This window comes from Embleya sp. NBC_00896 (assembly GCF_045207785.1).
GTDB lineage: Bacteria > Actinomycetota > Actinomycetes > Streptomycetales > Streptomycetaceae > Embleya.
In genome coordinates this window covers 6,498,549-6,517,870 of record NZ_CP108776.1, presented here as the reverse complement: position 1 = coordinate 6,517,870, position 19,322 = coordinate 6,498,549, and the positions used below count along the sequence as shown (strand labels likewise).

The following is a 19,322-nucleotide window of genomic DNA, read 5'->3' as shown; positions in this document are numbered from 1 at the left end:
ATTTCTCCGGGCCGGCTCCTGGTGTGCGGGCGGATCCCCTCCGCGCGCATATCCCGCGCCGGCTATCGGTGCCATAATCCGAAATCACACGACGGCCGGCTCGTGGATATCGCCGGGCGGAACACGGGCCGGCCGTTCGGTCGACGGAAAAAGCGCCGGCAATCGTCCGGCGGCACCCGCCGTCGGAACGCGGAGCCGTGCCGCCCGCCGAAGCGGGTGCCGCCACCACCCGACGTCTTCATCGGCACCGACTGTCGTATTGCCCAACCGCCTTGCGGGAGGTACTCCATGGCCGTTCGAGATATCGCGTACGGCGAGTTCCACGAACTCGTCCGGCGCCGGGATTTCCGGGGATGCGACCGCGCGGCCGGCCGCGCTCGGCACGCGGCGGCGAAGCACGATCGGCCGGCCGCCGGATGAGCCGCGGCGGCGCCGGTATCGCCTCGGTCGGTCTGCCCACCCTGGCCGAATACGCGCGCGTGGCGCGGGCGGGCATGGCCGCGGAGCTCTGGGACTTCGTGGCCGGCGGCGCGGGTGAGGAGCGCACACTTCGCGCCAACCTGGAGGTCTTCGACCGGACCGCCCTGCGCCCGCGCGTGCTGGCCGGCGTCGGCCGGGGCGGCGTCGGCGGGGCGGGCATCGAGACCCGGATCCTCGGGCGCACCTGGGCGGCCCCCATCGCCGTCGCGCCGATGGCCTACCAGACCCTGATCCACCCGGAGGGCGAGGTCGCCACGGCCCGCGGCGCCGGGTCGGTCGGCATCCCCCTCGTCGTGAGCGCCTTCGCGGGCCGCTCCTTCGCGGACATCGCCCTGGCCGCCACCGCCCCGCTCTGGCTGCAGACGTACTGCTTCCGCGACCGCGCGACGACGCGGGCGCTGATCTCCCGCGCGGAACGAGCCGGTTTCGAGGCGCTGGTCCTCACCGTGGACGCTCCCCACTCCGGCCGCCGAACACGCGACCCGCGCGGCGACTTCCGGCTGCCACCGGGGATCACGCCGGTCAACCTTCCCGGAGCCGGAGCCGGAATGGGAACGGGAACCGGAACCGGAGTGGGAGCCGGGATCGCCGCGGCCGGTGGGCATGCCCTCGCGGACTTCGATCCGGCCCCCGACTGGTCCGAGATCGCGTGGCTGCGCTCGATCAGCGCACTGCCGCTGCTCGTCAAGGGCATCCTCACCGCCGCCGACGCCCGCCGGGCGCTCGACGCGGGCGTGGACGGCATCGTCGTGTCGAACCACGGCGGCCGGCACCGGGACGGCGTCCCGGCCACCCTGGAGGTGCTGCCCGAAGTGGCGTCGGCGGTCGGGGGATCCTGCCCCGTCCTGCTCGACGGGGGCATCCGCCGAGGCGCCGACGTGCTGGCCGCACTGGCCCTGGGCGCCGACGCGGTGCTCGTCGGGCGGCCGATCCTGCACGGTCTCGCGGTGGAGCAACAGGACGGCGTGGCACAGGTGTTGGACCTGCTGACCGACGAACTGACGGACGCCATGGCGCTCACCGGGATCCGGTCGGTCACCGACGCGGGCCCCGAACTGGCGTACCCGCGTGGCCGTCCCGCGCAAGCGGCCGACGCACAGCCGCCGGCCGACCCACGGCCACCGGTCGGCCCGCGGGCGATGTCGGGCCCCGCCACGCTCGCGAAGGCGGAACTGCACAGCAGCGTCTCGGATCCGGTGCTGGACACGATGAACTTCCTCAACGAGATCACCCACCGCTATCCCGAGGCCATCTCGTTCGCGCCGGGCCGCCCGTACGACGGCTTCTTCGACACCGAGCAGATCTTCACGCACATCCGCCGCTATCTCGAACACCTGGAAACGAGCGGGTACTCGCCCGCCCGAATCCGTGACGCGATGTTCCAGTACGGCCCGACCGGCGGCCGGATCCGCGAGCTGATCGCCGACTCGCTGCGCCGGGACGAGAACATCGACGTGCCGCCCGAATCCATCGTGGTCACCGTGGGCTGCCAGGAGGCGATGCTGCTCGCGGTGCGCGCGCTGATCTCCGGTCCCGACGACGTGCTCCTGGTCTCCAGTCCCTGCTACGTGGGGATCACCGGTGTCGCCCGGCTGCTCGACGTCGAGCCCACCGCGGTCGAAGAGGGACCGGACGGCTTCCGCTGCGCCGACCTGGCGGCGGCGATCCGGGCGGAGCGGGCGCGCGGGCGCCGCTGTCGCGCCTTCTACACGGTGCCCGACCACTCGAACCCGTCCGGGGCCACCATGCCCCTGGCGGAACGACACGCGCTCCTCGAACTGGCGGCCCGCGAGGACATCCTGATCCTGGAGGACAGCCCCTACCGGATGGTCAGTCCCGGGCGGCAGTTGCCGACCCTCAAGTCCCTCGACCGCCGACGCCGGGTGGTCCACCTGGGCTCCTTCTCCAAGACCCTCTTCCCCGGCGCCCGCGTGGGCTTCGCCGTGGCGGACCAGGTCGTCGTCGACCGGGTCGGCGGCACGGGTCTGCTGGCGGACGAACTCACCAAGATCAAGAGCATGGTGACGGTCAACACCTCGCCGCTGAGCCAGGCGGCGGTGGCGGGCATGCTGCTCGCGTCCGGCGGGCGGACCGCGGACCTGAACGTCGAGACGGCCGCGTACTACGGCGAGGCAATGCGCGCCACCCTCGACCGGCTCGACGAGTGCTTCCCGCCCGCGCCATCGGGTGAGCCGGCGGCCGTGCGTTGGAACCGGCCCGACGGCGGCTTCTTCCTGACCGTGCACGTCCCCTTCCGCGCGGACGACGCCGCGCTGACCCGGTCGGCCGAAGGGTTCGGGGTCATCTGGACCCCGATGTCCTACTTCTACCCGCAGGGCGGTGGGGAGCACAGTCTCCGGCTCTCCGTCAGCTACCTCACCCGAGCCGAGATCACGGAGGGCATCGCCCGGCTGGCCCGCTTCGTCGAGTCCGAATCCGTGTCCCGGTCCGTGTCCGGGCCCGTGTCCGAGTCCGTGCCCGAGTCCGTGCCCGAGTCCGTGCCCGAGGCCGAGTCCCGGCCCGTGCCCGGCTCCGTCACCCCGAGCCGGCCCACGCACACACCCACCGAACCGACCCACCCGCACCGAAAGGCCGACTGAAGTGTCGACAGCAGTGCATCGCATCCGAAGCAAGCCACGCATGTGGGGATGGACATTCCAATGACCCTCAGCATGAACCTGCCGGCCACCGACCTCCTGGCGCCGCCGGCGTCCGAGCGAAAGAACATCCCCGGCGTCTCACGGATCCTGGGCGTCGGCACGGCCGTCACCGAGAACTCCTACTCGCAGCGCGAGTTGCTCGACGTCTTCGAGATCACCGACCCCAAGGTCCGCTCCGTCTTCCTCAACAGCGCGATCGAAAGGCGCTTCCTCTCCGTACCGCCCCGGGACGAAGCGGGCACCATCACCCTGGAGACGCAGGGCCAACTGCTCGCCAAGCACAAGCGGCTCGCCCTCGCCATGGGCGCCCGGGCGGTGCGGAACTGCCTGGAGAACGCCGGGATCGAGCTGTCCGACATCGGCTACCTGTGCTGCGTCACCACGACCGGCCTGCTCACACCCGGCCTGAGCGCGCTGCTCATCCGCGACATGGGGATCAATCCGAACAGCAGCCGGGTGGACGTCGTCGGCATGGGCTGCAACGCGGGCCTGAACGCGCTCAACGCGGTCGTCGGCTGGACGGTGGCGCACCCGGGACAGGTCGCCGTGATGGTGTGCGCCGAGGCCTGCTCGGCGGCCTACGTCATCGACGCCACGATGCGCACCTCGGTCGTGAACAGCCTCTTCGGCGACGGCGCCGCGGCCGTCGCACTGGCCGCCGACCCGCTCGACGCCGCCGGTCCGCCCGACGCCCCGCGAGCCCTGGACGACATGGCGGCCGCGGCGGGCAGTCCGCGCGTGCTGTCCTTCGCCAGCCACATCATCACCGACGCGATCGACGCGATGCGCTACGACTGGGACGACGAGCAGGGGAAGTTCAGCTTCTTCCTCGATCCCGAGGTCCCCTACGTGGTCGGCGCGCACGCGGAATCGGTGATCGACCGTCTGCTGTCCGGTGCCGGCCTGCGCCGCAGCGACATCGGGCACTGGCTGGTGCACTCCGGGGGCAAGAAGGTCATCGACGCGGTCCGGGTGAACCTCGGCCTCACCCGACACGACGTGCGGCACACCACCGGGGTGCTGCGCGACTACGGCAACCTGTCGAGCGGTTCGTTCCTGTTCTCCTACGAGCGACTGCTCCGGGAGGAGGTCATCAAGTCCGGCGACTACGGCGTACTGATGACCATGGGACCCGGCTCGGCCATCGAGACCGCGCTGGTCCAGTGGTGATGGGGGAACACATGAACGACGACCTGGTGCTTCGGATCGACGGCACGCGGCCCCTGACGGCCGACGCGGTCGCGGCCGTGGGCGCCGTATGCGACAGCGCCGAGGACCGAGGTGGGCGCAGCAGAGTGGTGGTCCGTGTCTCGGGCGCCCCCGAGGGCCCGCGGCCGGACGGGCTGACCGTGGCGCTGGTCAGCAAGTGGGAACGCGCGTTGCGCCGGCTCGAACGCCTGCCCGCGGCCACGGTCGCGGTCGCCGAGGGCGGCTGCGGGGGCCTGGCCTTGGACGCTTTCCTGGCCACCGACTACCGCATCGCCACCCCGTCCGTGCGGCTGATGGTGCCCGTGGAGGCGGGGGTCACCTGGCCCGGCATGGCGCTGTACCGGCTCGCCCACAAGGGCGCGGGCACGGCGGCGATCCGCCGGGCGGTGCTCTTCGGTACGCCCCTCGAAGCCGACCAGGCACTGGCCCTGCACCTGATCGACGAGCTGACGGACGACGTGGCGGGCGCGCTGGCGGCGGCCGAACCGGCCGGCGGACCGACCGGTTTCGAGCTGGCCATCCGGCGGCAACTGTTGTTCGACGCGGGCACCGCCAGCTTCGAGGACGCGCTGGGCGTGCACCTGGCCGCCTGCGACCGGGTGCTGCGCCGGGCGTCCGCCGCGGCGGCGTCATGATCGGCGGCGACGTCCGGGCCGAGTGGCGCGAGGACCTCCGGGACGTCCGCGCCGACCTGGCCTCGGCCCGGTCGGCGCTCGCCCAGGCCGCGGAGCACACCGAGGACCTGCTGGCGATCCTGCCCGAACCCGAGCATCGGACGTCGGTGCAGCGCGCCGCCGCCGAGGCCGCGAAGGACGCCGCGCGGGCGCTGCGTTGCGCGTTCATGGACACCCACGCGGACGCGGTCTACGACGAACTCACCCACGGCCGAACGCGCGGCCTTCGGCTCGCGGAGCTGTCCCTGGCGGCCGCGGCGGCGTTCCCCGGCCTGGTCCCCACCGTCGAACAGCTCGCCGTCGACCGCGGCCGGCCGCAGGCGCACAAGGACGGCCACGAGATCGACCAGGGCATCTTCTTCGGCAGGGTTCTGCGCTCGGCGACGGCCGGTGCGCACCTGCTCGACACGATGCTGCGGCCCACCCCTCGGGCGCTGCGCCTGCTGCCGGAGTTCACCGCGACCGGCCGGATCGATCTGGGCTCCGTACGCGTCGAGCGACGGGACGGCGCCGCACGGCTGACCATGTGTCGTGACGACTGCCTGAACGCGGAGGACGATCGGCAGGTCGACGACATGGAGACCGCGGTCGATCTCGCCCTGCTCGACCCGGACGTGGAGGTGGGTCTGCTGCGCGGGGGCGAGATGACCCATCCCCGCTACCGCGGCAAGCGGGTGTTCAGCGCCGGCATCAATCTCAAGGCCCTCGACGCCGGCGACATCTCGCTGGTCGACTTCCTCCTGCGGCGCGAACTCGGTTACATCCACAAGCTGTTGCGGGGTGTGCTCGTCGAGGATGACGCGGCCTGGCGGTCCCCCACCGTGCAAAAGCCCTGGGTCGCGGCGGTGGACGCCTTCGCCATCGGCGGCGGCGCCCAGCTGCTGCTCGTGTTCGATCACGTGCTGGCCGCGTCGGACGCCTACTTCAGCCTGCCGGCCGCGCGCGAGGGCATCATTCCCGGAGCGGCCAACTTCCGGCTGACCCGGTTCGGCGGCCCGCGCCTGTCCCGGCAGGTCATCCTCGAAGGGCGCCGGATCCTGGCGACCGAACCGGAGGCCCGGCTCCTCGTCGACGAGGTCCACGATCCCGATCGGCTGGACGAGGCCGTCGAGGACAGCCTCCGACGCCTTCGGGGTCCGGCCGTGGCGGCCAACCGGGGAATGCTGAACCTGGCGGAGGAGTCGCCGGACGAATTCCGGCGCTACATGGCCGAGTTCGCGCTGCAACAGGCCCTTCGCACGTACAGCGAAGACGTGCTCCACAAGGTCGGCCGCTTCTCCGCCGAGAAGGAGGTGCAGTCGCGGTGAGCGACGCCGAGGAGCCGCGGGTGGTGTACGAGAAGAAGGACCACGTCGCGCGCATCACGCTGAATCGGCCCGCCGTGCTCAATGCGATGGACCTGCGTACGCACGAGGAGTTGGCCGCGATCTGGGACGACGTCGAGGCCGACGACGAGGTACGGGTCGCGGTGCTGACCGGGGCCGGCGACCGGTCCTTCTCGGTCGGTCAGGATCTGCGCGAGCGGGCCCGGCTCGACCGGCAGGCGGTACCGCCGTCGACCTTCGGCAGCCGCGGCCTGCCGGGCTATCCGCGGCTGACCGAACGATTCGGCCTGTCCAAGCCCGTGATCGCCCGCGTCAACGGGTATGCCCTGGGCGGCGGGTTCGAACTCGCGCTGGCCTGCGACCTGATCATCGCCTGCGACCAGGCGGTCTTCGCGCTGCCGGAAGCGCGGCTCGGCCTGATTCCCGGCGCCGGGGGCGCCTTCAGGCTGGCCCGGCAGATCCCCTTGAAGATCGCCATGGGCCATCTGCTGACCGGCCGCCGCATGAGTGCGGACGCCGCGCTCCGGCTGGGGCTGGTCAACGAGGTCGTACCGCTCGAACAGCTCGACGCCTGCGTCGCCGAATGGACCGACGACCTGCTGCGCAGTGCCCCGTTGGCGGTGCGGGCGATCAAGGAGTCGGTACTGCGATCGCTGGACATGCCGCTCGATCAGGCGTTCACGACACCGTTCGAGTGGGAGCAGAGGCGTCGGCACAGCCGGGACGCCGTCGAGGGACCGCGGGCGTTCGCGGAGCATCGCGAACCGGAGTGGCACGGGCTCTGAGCACAACACCGGACGGGCGGGCCGATGGCCCGCCCGTCTTCGGCATGTGCGGGGTGGGCGGTGGCGTCGGCCCGGTGACGTGATCCGAGGTCGCCGGGCCCGGGCGTCGGGCGGGCCGGCGTCCCGGCCCGCCCGACGCCCGTACCGCTACGCCGAATCCGACGCCGCCGCCGACTCCAGCCAGGCGGACACCGCCGACCAGACCTGGGCCAGTACTTCGGGGTGCACCAACTCGGCGTGCTCGTACGGGAGACGGAGCTCCGAAACCTCCCCGGACACGTGCGGCCGCCAGCTCTCCGCGCCCGCGAACTCCGCGGATTTGCCCTTCTCCGCGACGACGAGCAGGACGTTCCCGTCGAATCGCCCGAACTCGTGCTCGTCGCCGATCGCCCCGTTGTTCTGGTAGATCCGAGCCAGGAGCGTGAGCTCGTCGTCGGAGATCACTCCCTCGAAGCCCGCCTCCTGACGAACCGTCCGCATCCGCTCGGCCAAGTCGGCGACCTCGTCCCCGGGTCCCCCGGTGTCCCGCAGGTCCTCGGGGTCGTCCGGGGCGCTCGGCGGGTACGTATCCATGATCACCAGAGCCGCCACCTCCTCGCCCGCGGCTTGCAGCCGGACGGCGATCTCGTGCCCGAGGGTCCCGCCGAAGGACCAGCCCAGGAGGTGGTACGGACCCGTGGCCTGCACGCTGCGGATCTGTTCGATGTACGTCGCCGCCATCTCCCCGACCGAGCGGGAGATCTCGCCGGATCCGTCGAGGCCGGGGGCCTGCAACCCGTAGAGCGGGGTGCCCTCCGCGACGTACCGCGCCAGCGGCGTGTAGCACCAGCTCAGTCCGGCGCCCGGCGGCAGCGCGAAGAACGGCGATCCGCTGCCCTGGGTCTTGATCGGCAGCAGAACCCCCAGGGCGTCCTGGACGGACGACAGGTTCATCCGCCGGACGAGCCCACCCACGGTCGGGTCCGCGAACAGGCTCCGCACCGGCACCGACACTCCGCGCGCCGCCAGCTGCGCCACCAGCGTCACGGCCAGCAGCGAGTGTCCGCCAAACTCGAAGAAGTTGTCGTCCACGCCCACCGATTCCAGGCCGAGAGTCTCGGCGAACACCTCGCACAGGAGGCCTTCGAGCGTGGTGGCCGGGTGGCGACCGGCGCCCGAACCGGTCGCCGCCGCTCCCCCATACCCCGGTGCGGGAAGGGCGTTGCGATCGAGCTTGCCGTTGGCGGTCAGTGGAAGCGCGTCGAGGACGACGATCGCCGAGGGGACCATGTACGCGGGCAATTGCCGACCGATGAACCCGCGCAGCAGGTCGGACAGATCGTCCTTGGTGTCGCCGGTGCCGTGGTCGTCGGCGTCGATCGCGCCGGCCGGATCGATGTCCGCCGTCGGGACGACATAGGCGATGAGGCGGATGTCGCCGGGAGTGTCCTCGCGAGTGGTGACGGCGGCCCGGGCGACCTCGGGGTGGGCTTCGAGGGCGCTCCGGATCTCACCGGGTTCGATCCGGAAGCCGCGGATCTTGACCTGGTCGTCCACCCGACCGGCGAAGGCCAGTTGTCCGTCGGGGGTCCAGCGGGCGCGGTCCCCGGTCCGGTACATCCGCTCGCCGGCACCGAACGGGCAGGCCACGAACCGCTCACCGGTCAGGGCGACCCGCCCGAGGTATCCGCGGGCCAACCCCGCTCCCGCGACGTAGAGTTCACCGGTCACACCCGGCGGAACCGGACTCAGCCGATCGTCCAGAACATACGCCCTGGTGTTGACGATCGGACCACCGATCACCGGCTCCATACCCGAACCCAACGGCCCCGACATGGTCGCGCAGACCGTCGTCTCGGTCGGCCCGTAAGCGTTGATCAACCGCCGCCCCACACCCCACCGTTCGGCCAGGTCCGCACCGAGAGCCTCGCCCGCGCAGACGATCGTCTCCACGGTGTCGAGGTCTCGATCGCCCAGCACGCTCAGCACAGCCGGCGGCAACGTGGCGTGGGTGACCCCGTGCCCCGCGATCACCTCCGCCAGACCCGCCCCGGGCAACAGCTCACCGGCCGGAGCAAGCACCAGGGTCGCCCCACTGCACAACGTCACCCACGTCTCGGCACCCGCCGCATCGAACCCGATCGACGCGAACTGCAAAACCCGACTGTCCACGTCCACCGCGAACCGATCCGCCTGCGCCACCACCAGACTCGACACCCCACGATGCGAAACCCCCACACCCTTGGGCCGACCCGTCGAACCCGACGTATAGATCACATACGCCAACGCATCCAACGACCCGAAGTCCCGCACCGGAAGGGCGGGTTGCGTCGCGATCGCGGCCTCGACGCTCAAGTCGTCCAGGGCCACGGTCAGCACGCCGCGCACGGGCAGCTCGTCGAGCACGTCCTCCGTACCCACCAACGCCACCGCCCGACTGTCGGACAGCATGAACGCGATCCGATCGACAGGCTGCTGCGGATCGATCGGAAGATACGCCGCACCCGCCTTCAACACCGCCAACAACGTCACGACCAGATCGACACCGCGCTCCATCACCACTGCGACCACCGACTCCGGCCCCACCCCCAACCCGCCCAAATACCCGGCCAGCCGATCGGAACGCACGGCCAACTCCGCATACGACACCCGCGCCTCGGCGGACACCAGCGCCACCGCGTCCGGGGTCCGAGCCACCTGCTCGGCGAACAACCCCGCCACGGTCGACGCCGGGACCTCGGCCGCTGTGTCGTTCCACTCCACCAACACCCGCGACCGCTCGGCATCGTCCAACACGTCGATCGCGCCGAGGCGGGCGGTCGGATCGGCGGTGACCGCGTCGAGCGCCCGAACGAACCGACGCGTGAGCGCCTCGACGGTGTCGGGGTCGAACAGGTCGGCTGTTCCGGTCACCCAACCCAGCAGCCCCGCACGGTGTCCTTCCCGGTCGAATGCCTCGGCGACCGTCACGTCCAGGTCGAACTTGGCCACCGACGACAGGTTCGCGGAGGCATCGGCTGTCGGCGCGTCGGTCCGTACTCCGGGCAGGTCCAGTGCCGCTCGCGCGTTGTTCTGCAGGGTGAGCATGACCTGGAAGAGCGGGTGTCGCGCCAGGGATCGAGTGGGCGCGAGCTCCTCGACCAACCGCTCGAACGGCACGTCCTGATGGCCGAACGCGCCGAGTCCCGCGTCGCGAACCCGACCCAGCAGCTCCCCGAAGGTGGGGTCGCCGGACAGGTCGGTCCGCATCACCAGGCTGTTGACGAAGCACCCGACCAGGTCGTCCAGGCCCTCATCGGTACGACCGGCGACGGCGGCACCGATCGGGATGTCCGTGCCGGCGCCCAGCTTGGACAGCAGCACGGCGAGGCCGGCCTGCAGGACCATGAACACCGTCACCCCCTCGGCCCGCGCCAACTCCACGAGTCGGGTGTGCACGTCGGCCGGGATCTCCAGTGGCACGCTGTGGCCGCGGTGCGTCACGATGGCCGGGCGCGGGTGGTCGACGGGGAGCGCGAGTTCCTCCGGGACGCCGGCCAACGCGTCGCGCCAGTAGGCCACTTGGCTCGACAGCACGCTGCCCGGGTCGTCGTCGCTGCCGAGGAGTTCGCGCTGCCACAGCGCGTAGTCCGCGTACTGCACCGGCAGCGGCTCCCAATCCGGTGCCCGCCCCTCTCGCCGCGCCGCGTACGCCTGGGCGATGTCCCGCCCCAACGGCTCCCACGACCAACCGTCTCCCGCGATGTGATGCACCACCGCCACCAGCACGGACTCCTCGTCGGACGCGAAGAGCCAGGCCCGAATGGGCACGTCGGACGACAGGTCGAAGGCGTGCTCGGACGCGTGCCCGACCGCCTCCGCCAACCGCGCGGGAGCGACCCGGCACACCTCCAGCTCCCAGCCGAGCCCACTCGGGTCGAGGACCTGCTGGTACGGCTCGCCGTCGGCCACCGGGAACACCGTGCGCAACACTTCGTGGCGACCGATGACGTCCCGCAGCGCGGCGGACAGCGCTTCGACGTCCAGGTCTCCCGTCAGGCCCACCACGACCGGGATGTTGTACGTCGGGTTCGGTCCCTCCAACTGCTCGATGAACCACAGGCGCCGCTGGGCGAAGGACAGCGGCAGGCGTTCCGGCCGCTCGCGCACCGTCAGCGCCGGCCGCAGCTCGCCCGTCCCCGCGTCCGCGATCCGCGCCGCGAGCCCGGCCACCGTGGGTGCCTCGAACAGCTCCCGGATGGCGATCTCCGCTCCCAGCACCGCGCGGATCCGGGACACCAGCCGGGTCGCCAGGAGGGAATGCCCGCCCAGCTCGAAGAAGTCGTCGTCGACCCCGACCGTCTCCAGGCCGAGGACCTGGGCGAAGACTCCGCAGAGGATCTCCTCCCGGATGTCGGACGCCGGCCGGCCCGCTCCGGCGGTGCCGGTGTACTCCGGGGCCGGCAGGGCCTTGCGGTCCAGCTTCCGGTTGGTCGTCAGGGGAAGGGCGGCCAGGACGACGATCGCGGAGGGCACCAGATACTCCGGCAACCGCTCGGACGCGAACTCCCGGAGCAGCTCGGGCAGGGCTTCCCCGCCCGAAGCCGAGCCCAAGCCCGAGCCCGAACCCGAGCCCGAGTCGTCGTGATCGGCCGCGCCGGCTGCCGCAACGACATAGGCGACCAGACGCTTGTCCCCCGGGGCGTCCTCTCGCGCGATCACCGCGGCCTGGGCCACGCGCGGGTGTTCGACCAGTAGGGCCTCGACCTCACCCGGCTCGATCCGGAAGCCGCGGATCTTGACCTGGTCGTCGGTGCGGCCGGCGAACTCCAACCGGCCGTCGTCGGTCCACCTGACCCGGTCCCCGGTCCGGTACATGCGCGACCCGTCCGCGGCGAACCTGTCCGCCACGAACCGCTGCGCGCTGAGCCCGGGGCGGCCCAGATATCCCCTCGCGACGCCCGCCCCCGCCACGTACAGCTCGCCGACCATGCCCGGCGGCACCGGGGTCAGGTACTCGTCGAGCACGTACGTACGGGTGTTGACGATCGGCGTGCCGATCACCGGCTCGTCGCCCGGCCGCAGCGGAGCGGACATCGTCGCCACCACGGACATCTCCGTCGGCCCGTACGCGTTCACCAACCGCCGGCCCGGTGCCCACCGCGCCACCAGGTCCCCACTCAGGGCCTCACCGCCGGACAGCAGCGTCGAGACCGACGCGAGATCGTCGGGGTCGAGCAGCCCGAGCACGGTGGGCGGCAGCAGCACATGCGTCACCCGGTGCCGCCTGATCACCTCGATCAACCCTGCCCCCGGCAGGAGTTCGTCGGCCGGCGCCACCACGAGGCGGGCACCCGAGCACAGGGCCATCAGCAGTTCCCAGGTCGCGGCGTCGAATCCCACCGACGCGAACTGCAGTACCCGGCTGCTCCCGTCCAGGGACAGTCCTCGTGCCGCGACGAGGTTCACCGCGCCGGCATGCGATACCAGCACCGCCTTGGGCGTGCCCGTGGATCCCGACGTGTAGATCACGTACGCCAGCCCGTCGGGCACCACCGCCGACTCGGCCGGCCCGGCCGGAGTCACCGCCAACGCGGTACGCACCTGGGGATCGTCCAGGGCGATCGTCAGGATCCGCCCGAGCGGCAGGTCCTCGAGCATCTCCTCCATGCCCAGCAGCGCCGCCGCCCGGCTGTCGGTGAGCATGAACATGATCCGGTCGACCGGCTGCTTCGGGTCGATCGGCAGATATGCCGCGCCGGCCTTCCACACGGCGAGCAGGGCCACCACCAGCTCCACGCCACGCTCCATCAGCACGGCGACCACCGACTCCGGCCCGACCCCCGCCCCGGCCAGGTGGCACGCCAGCCGGTCGGCCCGTGCGTCCAGCTCCGCGTAGGACACCTCTAATCCGTCGCCTGCCACGGCCACCGCCTGCGGCGTCCGCGCCACCTGTGCCGCGAACAGTTCCGGCACGGTCGCCGACGGCACGTCCACGGCGGTGTCGTTCCACTCCACCAGCACCCGGGAGCGCTCGGTGGCGGCCAACACGTCCACCGCACCGAGTGGGACCTCGGTGTCGTCGTCGCGATCGAGACTCTCCTGCAAGGCGGTGAGGAAGTTCTCGATGGCGGTGTGCAACATGCGCGCGACCTGGTGCGGGTCGCCCGGTGCGACGGCGTCCACCGTCAGGCCGAAGCCGTCGGAACCCAGGTCGTCGACGGATACGACCAAGGGGAAGTTGGTCAGGTCCTGCATGAAGAGCGTGCGGATCCCGTCCCTTCCCTGATCGCCCGGCAGGTCGGCGGGATCCGGTTCGCCCTCTTGGTCGCCGCTGTAGCGGTAGTTGAAGAAGGAGGTGAACAGCGGCGCGTCCCCGGCGATGCCACTGGCCTGCTGAGCCAGGGCCAGCGGGGCGTGTTCGTGCTCCAGAAGAGCGGCCAACTGGGCCCGCATCGCGCGGACCGCCGCCGGGGCGCCCATCCGATTGGTGCGCACCCGCACCGGCAGGGTGTTCATGAACAGGCCCAACGCCCGGTCGGCGCCGGCCCCGGCGTTCATCCGCCCGAAGAGCACGGTCCCGAACACCACGTCGTCACGATCGGACAGGACCGAGAGCACCCGGGCCCATGCCACGTGCAAGAGCGTCGCGGGACTGACCCCGAGTCGGCGGGCGACCTCACGGATCCGCGCCCCGACCGCGTCCTCGACCGGCAACTCGGCGCGTCGGACCCCCGATCCGTCACCGCGGACATCGAGCAGCCCGAAGGGCGCGGTGGTTTCGGTGACATCGCCGAGCAGCTCGGCGAAGTACTCTTCGTGCCCCCCGCGGCGCAGGCTCTCCCGCGACTGCACCACGAAATCGCGGAACGGCAGCGCCGGCGCGAGCTCGTCGCCCCGCCCGGCCAGGAAGGCGCGCACCTCCTGGAGCAGCACCTCCATGCCGACATGGTCCTGAATCATGTGATGCACCCGCAGCAGGGCCAACCACCGGTGTTCGCCGGACGTCGCGGTGACGTGGGTGTCGATGAGGGGCGCGCGACCGATGTCCATGCTCAGGCCACCGGCGGCGACCAACTCCGCCACCGGATCGGTACTTTCGGGGTCGAGGATGATGTCCCGGACGCTGAGGGGCGCGTGCCGCTGAACGACCTGGACCGGATCGGCGACTCCCTCCCAGACGATCGCGGTGCGGTAGATGTCGTGCCGATCGATGACCTGTTGCAAGGCCCACAGGAAGCCGTCGAGACGCTCACGCGAATCGAACTCCAGCACGAACGGCGCCACATAGACGTCCCGTTCGTGCTCGCCCGCCATCAGGTGGTGGAAGAGGATGCCCTCCTGCAACGGCGCCAACGGATAGACGTCGGCGATATTCGCGGCCCCGCCCTCGACGGACGCGACGAGGTGCTCGACCTCGGCATCGGACAGGTTCACCAGCGGCAGCATGTCGGCCGTGAGCACCTCGACGTCGGCCGGGATCCGGTTCGCCGGGACCTGTACCGGCACCGGACCGGCGGCCATCGCCAGGCCGGCCACCGTCGGCGACTCGAACAGCGCCCGCACCGACACCGACACTCCCCGTGCGCGCAGCCGTTCCACCAGCGTGATCGCCAGCAACGAATGGCCGCCCAGGGCAAAGAAGTTGTCGTCCACGCTCACCGACGCCAAGCCCAAGACCTCGGCGAACACCGTACACAGGACCTCCTCGCGCACCGACGAGGGGCCACGGCCCACGCCCGTCACGTACTCGGGAGCCGGCAGGGCGTTGCGATCCAACTTGCCGTTGGCGGTCAGCGGAAACGCGTCCAGCACGATGATCGCCGAGGGGACCATGTGGTCCGGCAGCCGCCGGGCGGTGAACCGACGCAGCGTTTCCGGAAGGCGCTTGGCGTCCACGTCGTCCGCGCTGTACCCGCCGTCCGTACCGCCGTTGTCAGCCGCGTCGCCGCTGCCGGCGGTGCCGCTGCGGACGACGTAGGCGACGAGTCGCTTGTCGCCCGGCGTGTCCTCACGCACGGCCACGACCGACCTGGCGACCAGCGGGTGCGCACCGAGCGTGCTCTCGATCTCGCCCGGCTCGACCCGGAACCCGCGAATCTTGACCTGCTCGTCACCGCGCCCGAGGAACACCAACTGTCCCTCACCGTTCCACATCACCCGGTCTCCGGTGCGGTACATCCGCTCACCCACCGCGAACGGGCAGGCCACGAACCGCTCACCGGTCAGGGCGGGCCGGGCGATGTAACCGCGTGCCAAACCGGCGCCGGCGATGTACAACTCACCGATCACCCCGACCGGCACCGGACCCAGATCCTCCCCCAGCACGAACAGCCGGGTGTTGGCGATCGGACGACCGATCGGCACCGGCCCGACGATCTCCTGCCCGGCCCGCACCTCGAACACACAGCACCCGACGACGGTCTCGGTCGGCCCATACTCGTTGACCACCACCGACCCGGGCGCCCGCTCCAACCACGCACCCACGTCGGCACCGGACAGGGCCTCGCCACCGACGACCAATCGCCGTGTCGCGCCCGCTATTTCGTCCGGCGCCAACGCCTCGCCCAGCAGCGGAAGATGCGCGGGTACGACCTTGGTCAGGTCGAACCCGCCTCCCGCGCGCACCAACGCCGCCAGTCCCTCGGCGCCTCCCTCGGGGCTGACCACCACCGCCGAACCGGACACCAGCGGCAACAACACGCTCGTCACGGTCAGGTCGAAAGCCAACGACGAATGCAGCGGCGCACCGCCACGCGCACCGACGTCATACGCGTCCGCCGCCCACACCACATAGTTCGCCAACCCGCCGTGGGTCACGGCGACACCCTTCGGCCTACCGGTCGAGCCGGATGTGTAGATCACATAGGCGAGTTCGGCCGGGTCGGCGGGCACCCGCGTGGTGTCGTCGGCCGTGGTCTCGCCTTCGGTGGTCGGGGTGAGGTCGTCGACCGCGAGGGTCGGCAGCCCGCCGGCAGGCAGCTCCGCGAGCAATCCTTCGAGCAGTTCGTCGAGCAGTTTCCCGGTGCTGATCAGCGTGGCGGCCCGGCTGTCCGCGAGCATGAAGGCGATCCGCTCGGACGGGTACTGGGGGTCGATCGGCAGATAGGCGGCCCCCGCCTTCCACACACCCAGGATCGCCGAGATCGAGTCCACCCCGCGGGGCAGGCACAATCCCACGACCGCGCCGGCGCCGACCCCGCGACCGCGCAACACCCGCGCCAACCGCTCCGCACGCGCGTCCAAGGCCGCGTACGACACCTCGACGCCTTCGCACACCACCGCGGGCGCGTCCGGAGTCCGCGCGACTTGCGCGGCGAACAACTGCGGCACCATCACCGCCGGAATCTCGGCCGCGGTGTCGTTCCACTCCACCAATATGCGGGTTCGCTCGTCGCTGCCCAGGACTTCCACGGTATTGAGCGGCACGTCGGGGTTGCGGTCGCCATCGGGGTTGCGGTCCAGATCGCGCTCGGAGCTCTCCTCCAGGATCGCGAGGAGGTTCTCGATGGTGGTGTGGAGCAGGCGCGTCACGGCGTGCGGGTCGCCGGGGGTGGCGGCGTCCACGGTCAGCGCGAAGCCCTCGGCGCCCAGGTCGTCGACGGATACGGCCAACGGGAAGTTGGTGAGTTCGAGCGCGAAGACCGTTCGGATCCCCTCTATGTCTCCGCTGCCCTGGAGGTTGTCGGCATGCGGACCGGTCTCTTGGCCGCCGCCGTAGCGGTAGTTGAAGAACGACGTGAACAGCGGCATGTCCCCGGAGATGGCACTGGCCTGCTGGGCCACGACCAAGGGGGCGTGCTCGTGCTCCATCAGGGCGGCCAACTGGGTCCGCATCGCGCCGACCGCTTCCAGCGCGCCCAGCCGGTCGGTGCGTACGCGGACCGGCAGCGTGTTCATGAACAGGCCGGACGCCCGGTCGGCGCCTGCCCCGGCGTTCATCCGCCCGAACAGCACGGTCCCGAATACGACATCGTCGCGATCGGACAGGACCGACAGGACCCGCGCCCAGGCCACGTGCAGAACGGTGGCCGGACTGACGCCGAGGCTGCGAGCGACCTCGCGGATCCGAACCCCGAGCGTGTCCTCGACCGGCAACTCGGCGCGCCTGACGCCCGTTCCGTCACCGCGTACGTCCAGGAGTCCGAACGGAGCCGTGGGCTCGGTGACGTCCCCGAGCAGCTCGGCGAAGTACTGTTCGTGCCGCCCATGACGCAGGCTCTCGCGCGACTGCACCATGAAGTCGCGGAAGGGCAGCGCCGGCGCGAGTTCGTCGCCACGTCCGGCCAGGAAGGACTGGACCTCCTGGAGCAGGACCTCCATGCCGGTGTGGTCCTGGACGATGTGGTGCACGCGCAGCATGCCCAGCCACTTCTCGCCGTCGGACGCGGCTGTGATGTGGGCGTCGAACAACGGCGCGCGCGTGATGTCCATGCTCAGCCCGCCGGCGGCGAGGAGTTGCGCGACCGGCTCGCCGGCCGGGTCACCGTTGGCAGGGGTGAGAGTGATCTCCCGGACGGTCAGGGGCGCATCCCGCTGGACGATCTGGACCGCCTCGCGCACGCCCTGCCACATGATGGCGGTGCGGTAGATGTCGTGCCGATCGATGACCTGCTGCAAGGCCCACAGGAAGTCGTCGAGACGCTCACGCGAATCGAACTCCAGCACGAACGGCGTCACATACACATCACGCTCTTCATCGCCCGCCATCAGGTGGTGGAAGAGAATGCCCTGCTGCAACGGCGCCAGGGGATACACGTCGGCGATGTTCGCGGCGCCGCCCTCGACGGATGCGACGATGTGCTCGACCTCGGCATCCGAGAGATCCACCAAGGGCAACATGTCGGCCGTGAGCACGGTGCTGCCGGCCGGGATGCGATTCGCCGGGACCTGCACCTGTACCGGACCCGCCGCCACCGCCAGACCGGCCACCGTCGGCGACTCGAACAACGCCCGCACCGACACCGAGACCCCTTGCGCACGCAACCGCTCCACCAGCGTCACCGCCAGCAGCGAATGCCCGCCCAGAGCGAAGAAGTTGTCGTCCACGCCCACCGACGCCAGACCCAACACGTCGGCGAACGCGGCACACAGCACCTCCTCACGCACCGTCGAGGGGCCACGGCCGACACCGGTCGCATAGTCGGGGGCCGGCAGGGCCGAGTGGTCGAGCTTGCCGTTGACCGTCAGCGGCAGCGCGTCCAACAGGACCACCGCCGACGGGACCATGTACTCGGGCAACCGCCCGGCGGCGAACTGCCTGAGCTGCTCGGCCAGGCCCACACCGTCGGCGGTGCCGCCCTCGGACGTGACGACATAGGCCACGAGACGCCGGTCGGCCGCCTGGTCAACCGTGGTGGTGTCGTCGCGGGTCACGACGGCGGCCTGGGCCACGTCGGGGTGGGCCTCCAGGACGGTCCGGATCTCGCCGGGCTCGATCCGGAACCCGCGGATCTTGACCTGGTCGTCCGTACGTCCGGCGAACACGAGCTCACCTGCGGCACTCCAGCGGGCCCGGTCCCCGGTCCGGTACATCCGCTCACCGGAGCCGAACGGGCAGGCCACGAAGCGCTCACCCGTAAGGGCGGCCCGGCCGAGGTAGCCGCGGGCCAACCCGGCGCCGGCGACGTACAGCTCACCCGTCACACCGGGCGGGACGGGCTTGAGGAACTCGTCCAAGACGTAGGCGCGTGTGTTGGCGATCGGGGTGCCGATCGGCGTCTCGTCCAGCCCGGGCCGGCAACGCCAGGCGACCGCGTCGACGGTCGTCTCCGTGGGCCCGTACGTGTTGAACATGACCCGACCCGGCGCCCAACGAGCCACCAACTCCGGCGGGCACGCCTCGCCCCCCACCTCCAGAACGACCTGCGCCGGAATCTCCTCGGCCCGCAGACCGGCCAACACCGCCGGCGGCAACGTCGCATGCGTGATCCCCTGGTCGACCACGAACCGGGCGAAGTCCTCGCCGAGTCGCCGTTCCCCAGGCACGACCACCAAGGCGGCCCCGGACAACAGGGCCAGCGTCCACTCCAGGCAGAAGTTGTCGAACCCCACCGACGCGAACTGCGCCACCCTGGACCCCGACCCAGTCCCGAACCGCGCACGCCCCGCCGCCGCCGTGTTCACGAACCCCGCCTGCGAAACCAGCACACCCTTGGGACGCCCCGTCGAACCCGAGGTGTAGACCACATACGCCGGATGCTGCCCCGAAAGGGCCGTCGGCCGGTCACG

Annotated in this window: 7 protein-coding genes (1 of these 7 only partly in view); 6 read left to right on the top strand and 1 reads right to left on the bottom strand. The window is 71.2% G+C overall.

Annotated features, from left to right (window positions below; translation table 11 throughout):
- Positions 1-288 precede the first annotated feature (288 nt).
- The 6 genes from OG928_RS29220 to dpgD are packed head-to-tail and all read left to right on the top strand — an operon-like array spanning position 289 to position 7,133.
- Positions 289-420: a hypothetical protein gene (locus OG928_RS29220; RefSeq protein ID WP_406289210.1), complete on the top strand. Its 132-nt coding sequence runs from the start codon at positions 289-291 to the stop codon at positions 418-420.
- Complete coding sequence (locus tag OG928_RS29215) at positions 417-3,080, top strand: aminotransferase class I/II-fold pyridoxal phosphate-dependent enzyme (RefSeq protein WP_406289207.1); 2,664 nt, start codon at positions 417-419, stop codon at positions 3,078-3,080. The genes OG928_RS29220 and OG928_RS29215 overlap by 4 nt, the downstream gene beginning before the upstream one ends.
- A 60-nt stretch (positions 3,081-3,140) precedes the next feature.
- Entirely contained in the window at positions 3,141-4,310 is a 1,170-nt protein-coding gene (gene dpgA, locus OG928_RS29210; RefSeq protein ID WP_406289205.1) for a 3,5-dihydroxyphenylacetyl-CoA synthase DpgA, read from the top strand.
- A gap of 11 nt (positions 4,311-4,321) precedes the next feature.
- A complete protein-coding gene (gene dpgB, locus OG928_RS29205; protein WP_406289203.1) occupies positions 4,322-4,984 on the top strand; it encodes an enoyl-CoA-hydratase DpgB in 663 nt (220 codons plus the stop codon).
- Positions 4,981-6,330: a (3,5-dihydroxyphenyl)acetyl-CoA 1,2-dioxygenase DpgC gene (dpgC, locus tag OG928_RS29200; RefSeq protein ID WP_406289199.1), complete on the top strand. Its 1,350-nt coding sequence runs from the start codon at positions 4,981-4,983 to the stop codon at positions 6,328-6,330. Before dpgB ends, dpgC begins: the two co-directional genes overlap by 4 nt.
- Positions 6,327-7,133, top strand: coding sequence for an enoyl-CoA-hydratase DpgD (gene dpgD, locus OG928_RS29195; RefSeq protein ID WP_406289197.1), 807 nt, complete (start codon positions 6,327-6,329; stop codon positions 7,131-7,133). The genes dpgC and dpgD overlap by 4 nt, the downstream gene beginning before the upstream one ends.
- A 147-nt stretch (positions 7,134-7,280) precedes the next feature.
- Here dpgD and OG928_RS29190 read toward each other — a convergent pair whose 3' ends face one another.
- Positions 7,281-19,322: the 3' portion of a non-ribosomal peptide synthase/polyketide synthase gene (locus tag OG928_RS29190; RefSeq protein WP_406289194.1), read on the bottom strand. 11,526 nt of this gene lie beyond the right edge of the window; 12,042 of the gene's 23,568 nt are visible here — the last part of the coding sequence; its start codon lies off the right edge, out of view — the gene reads right to left on this strand; the stop codon is at positions 7,281-7,283.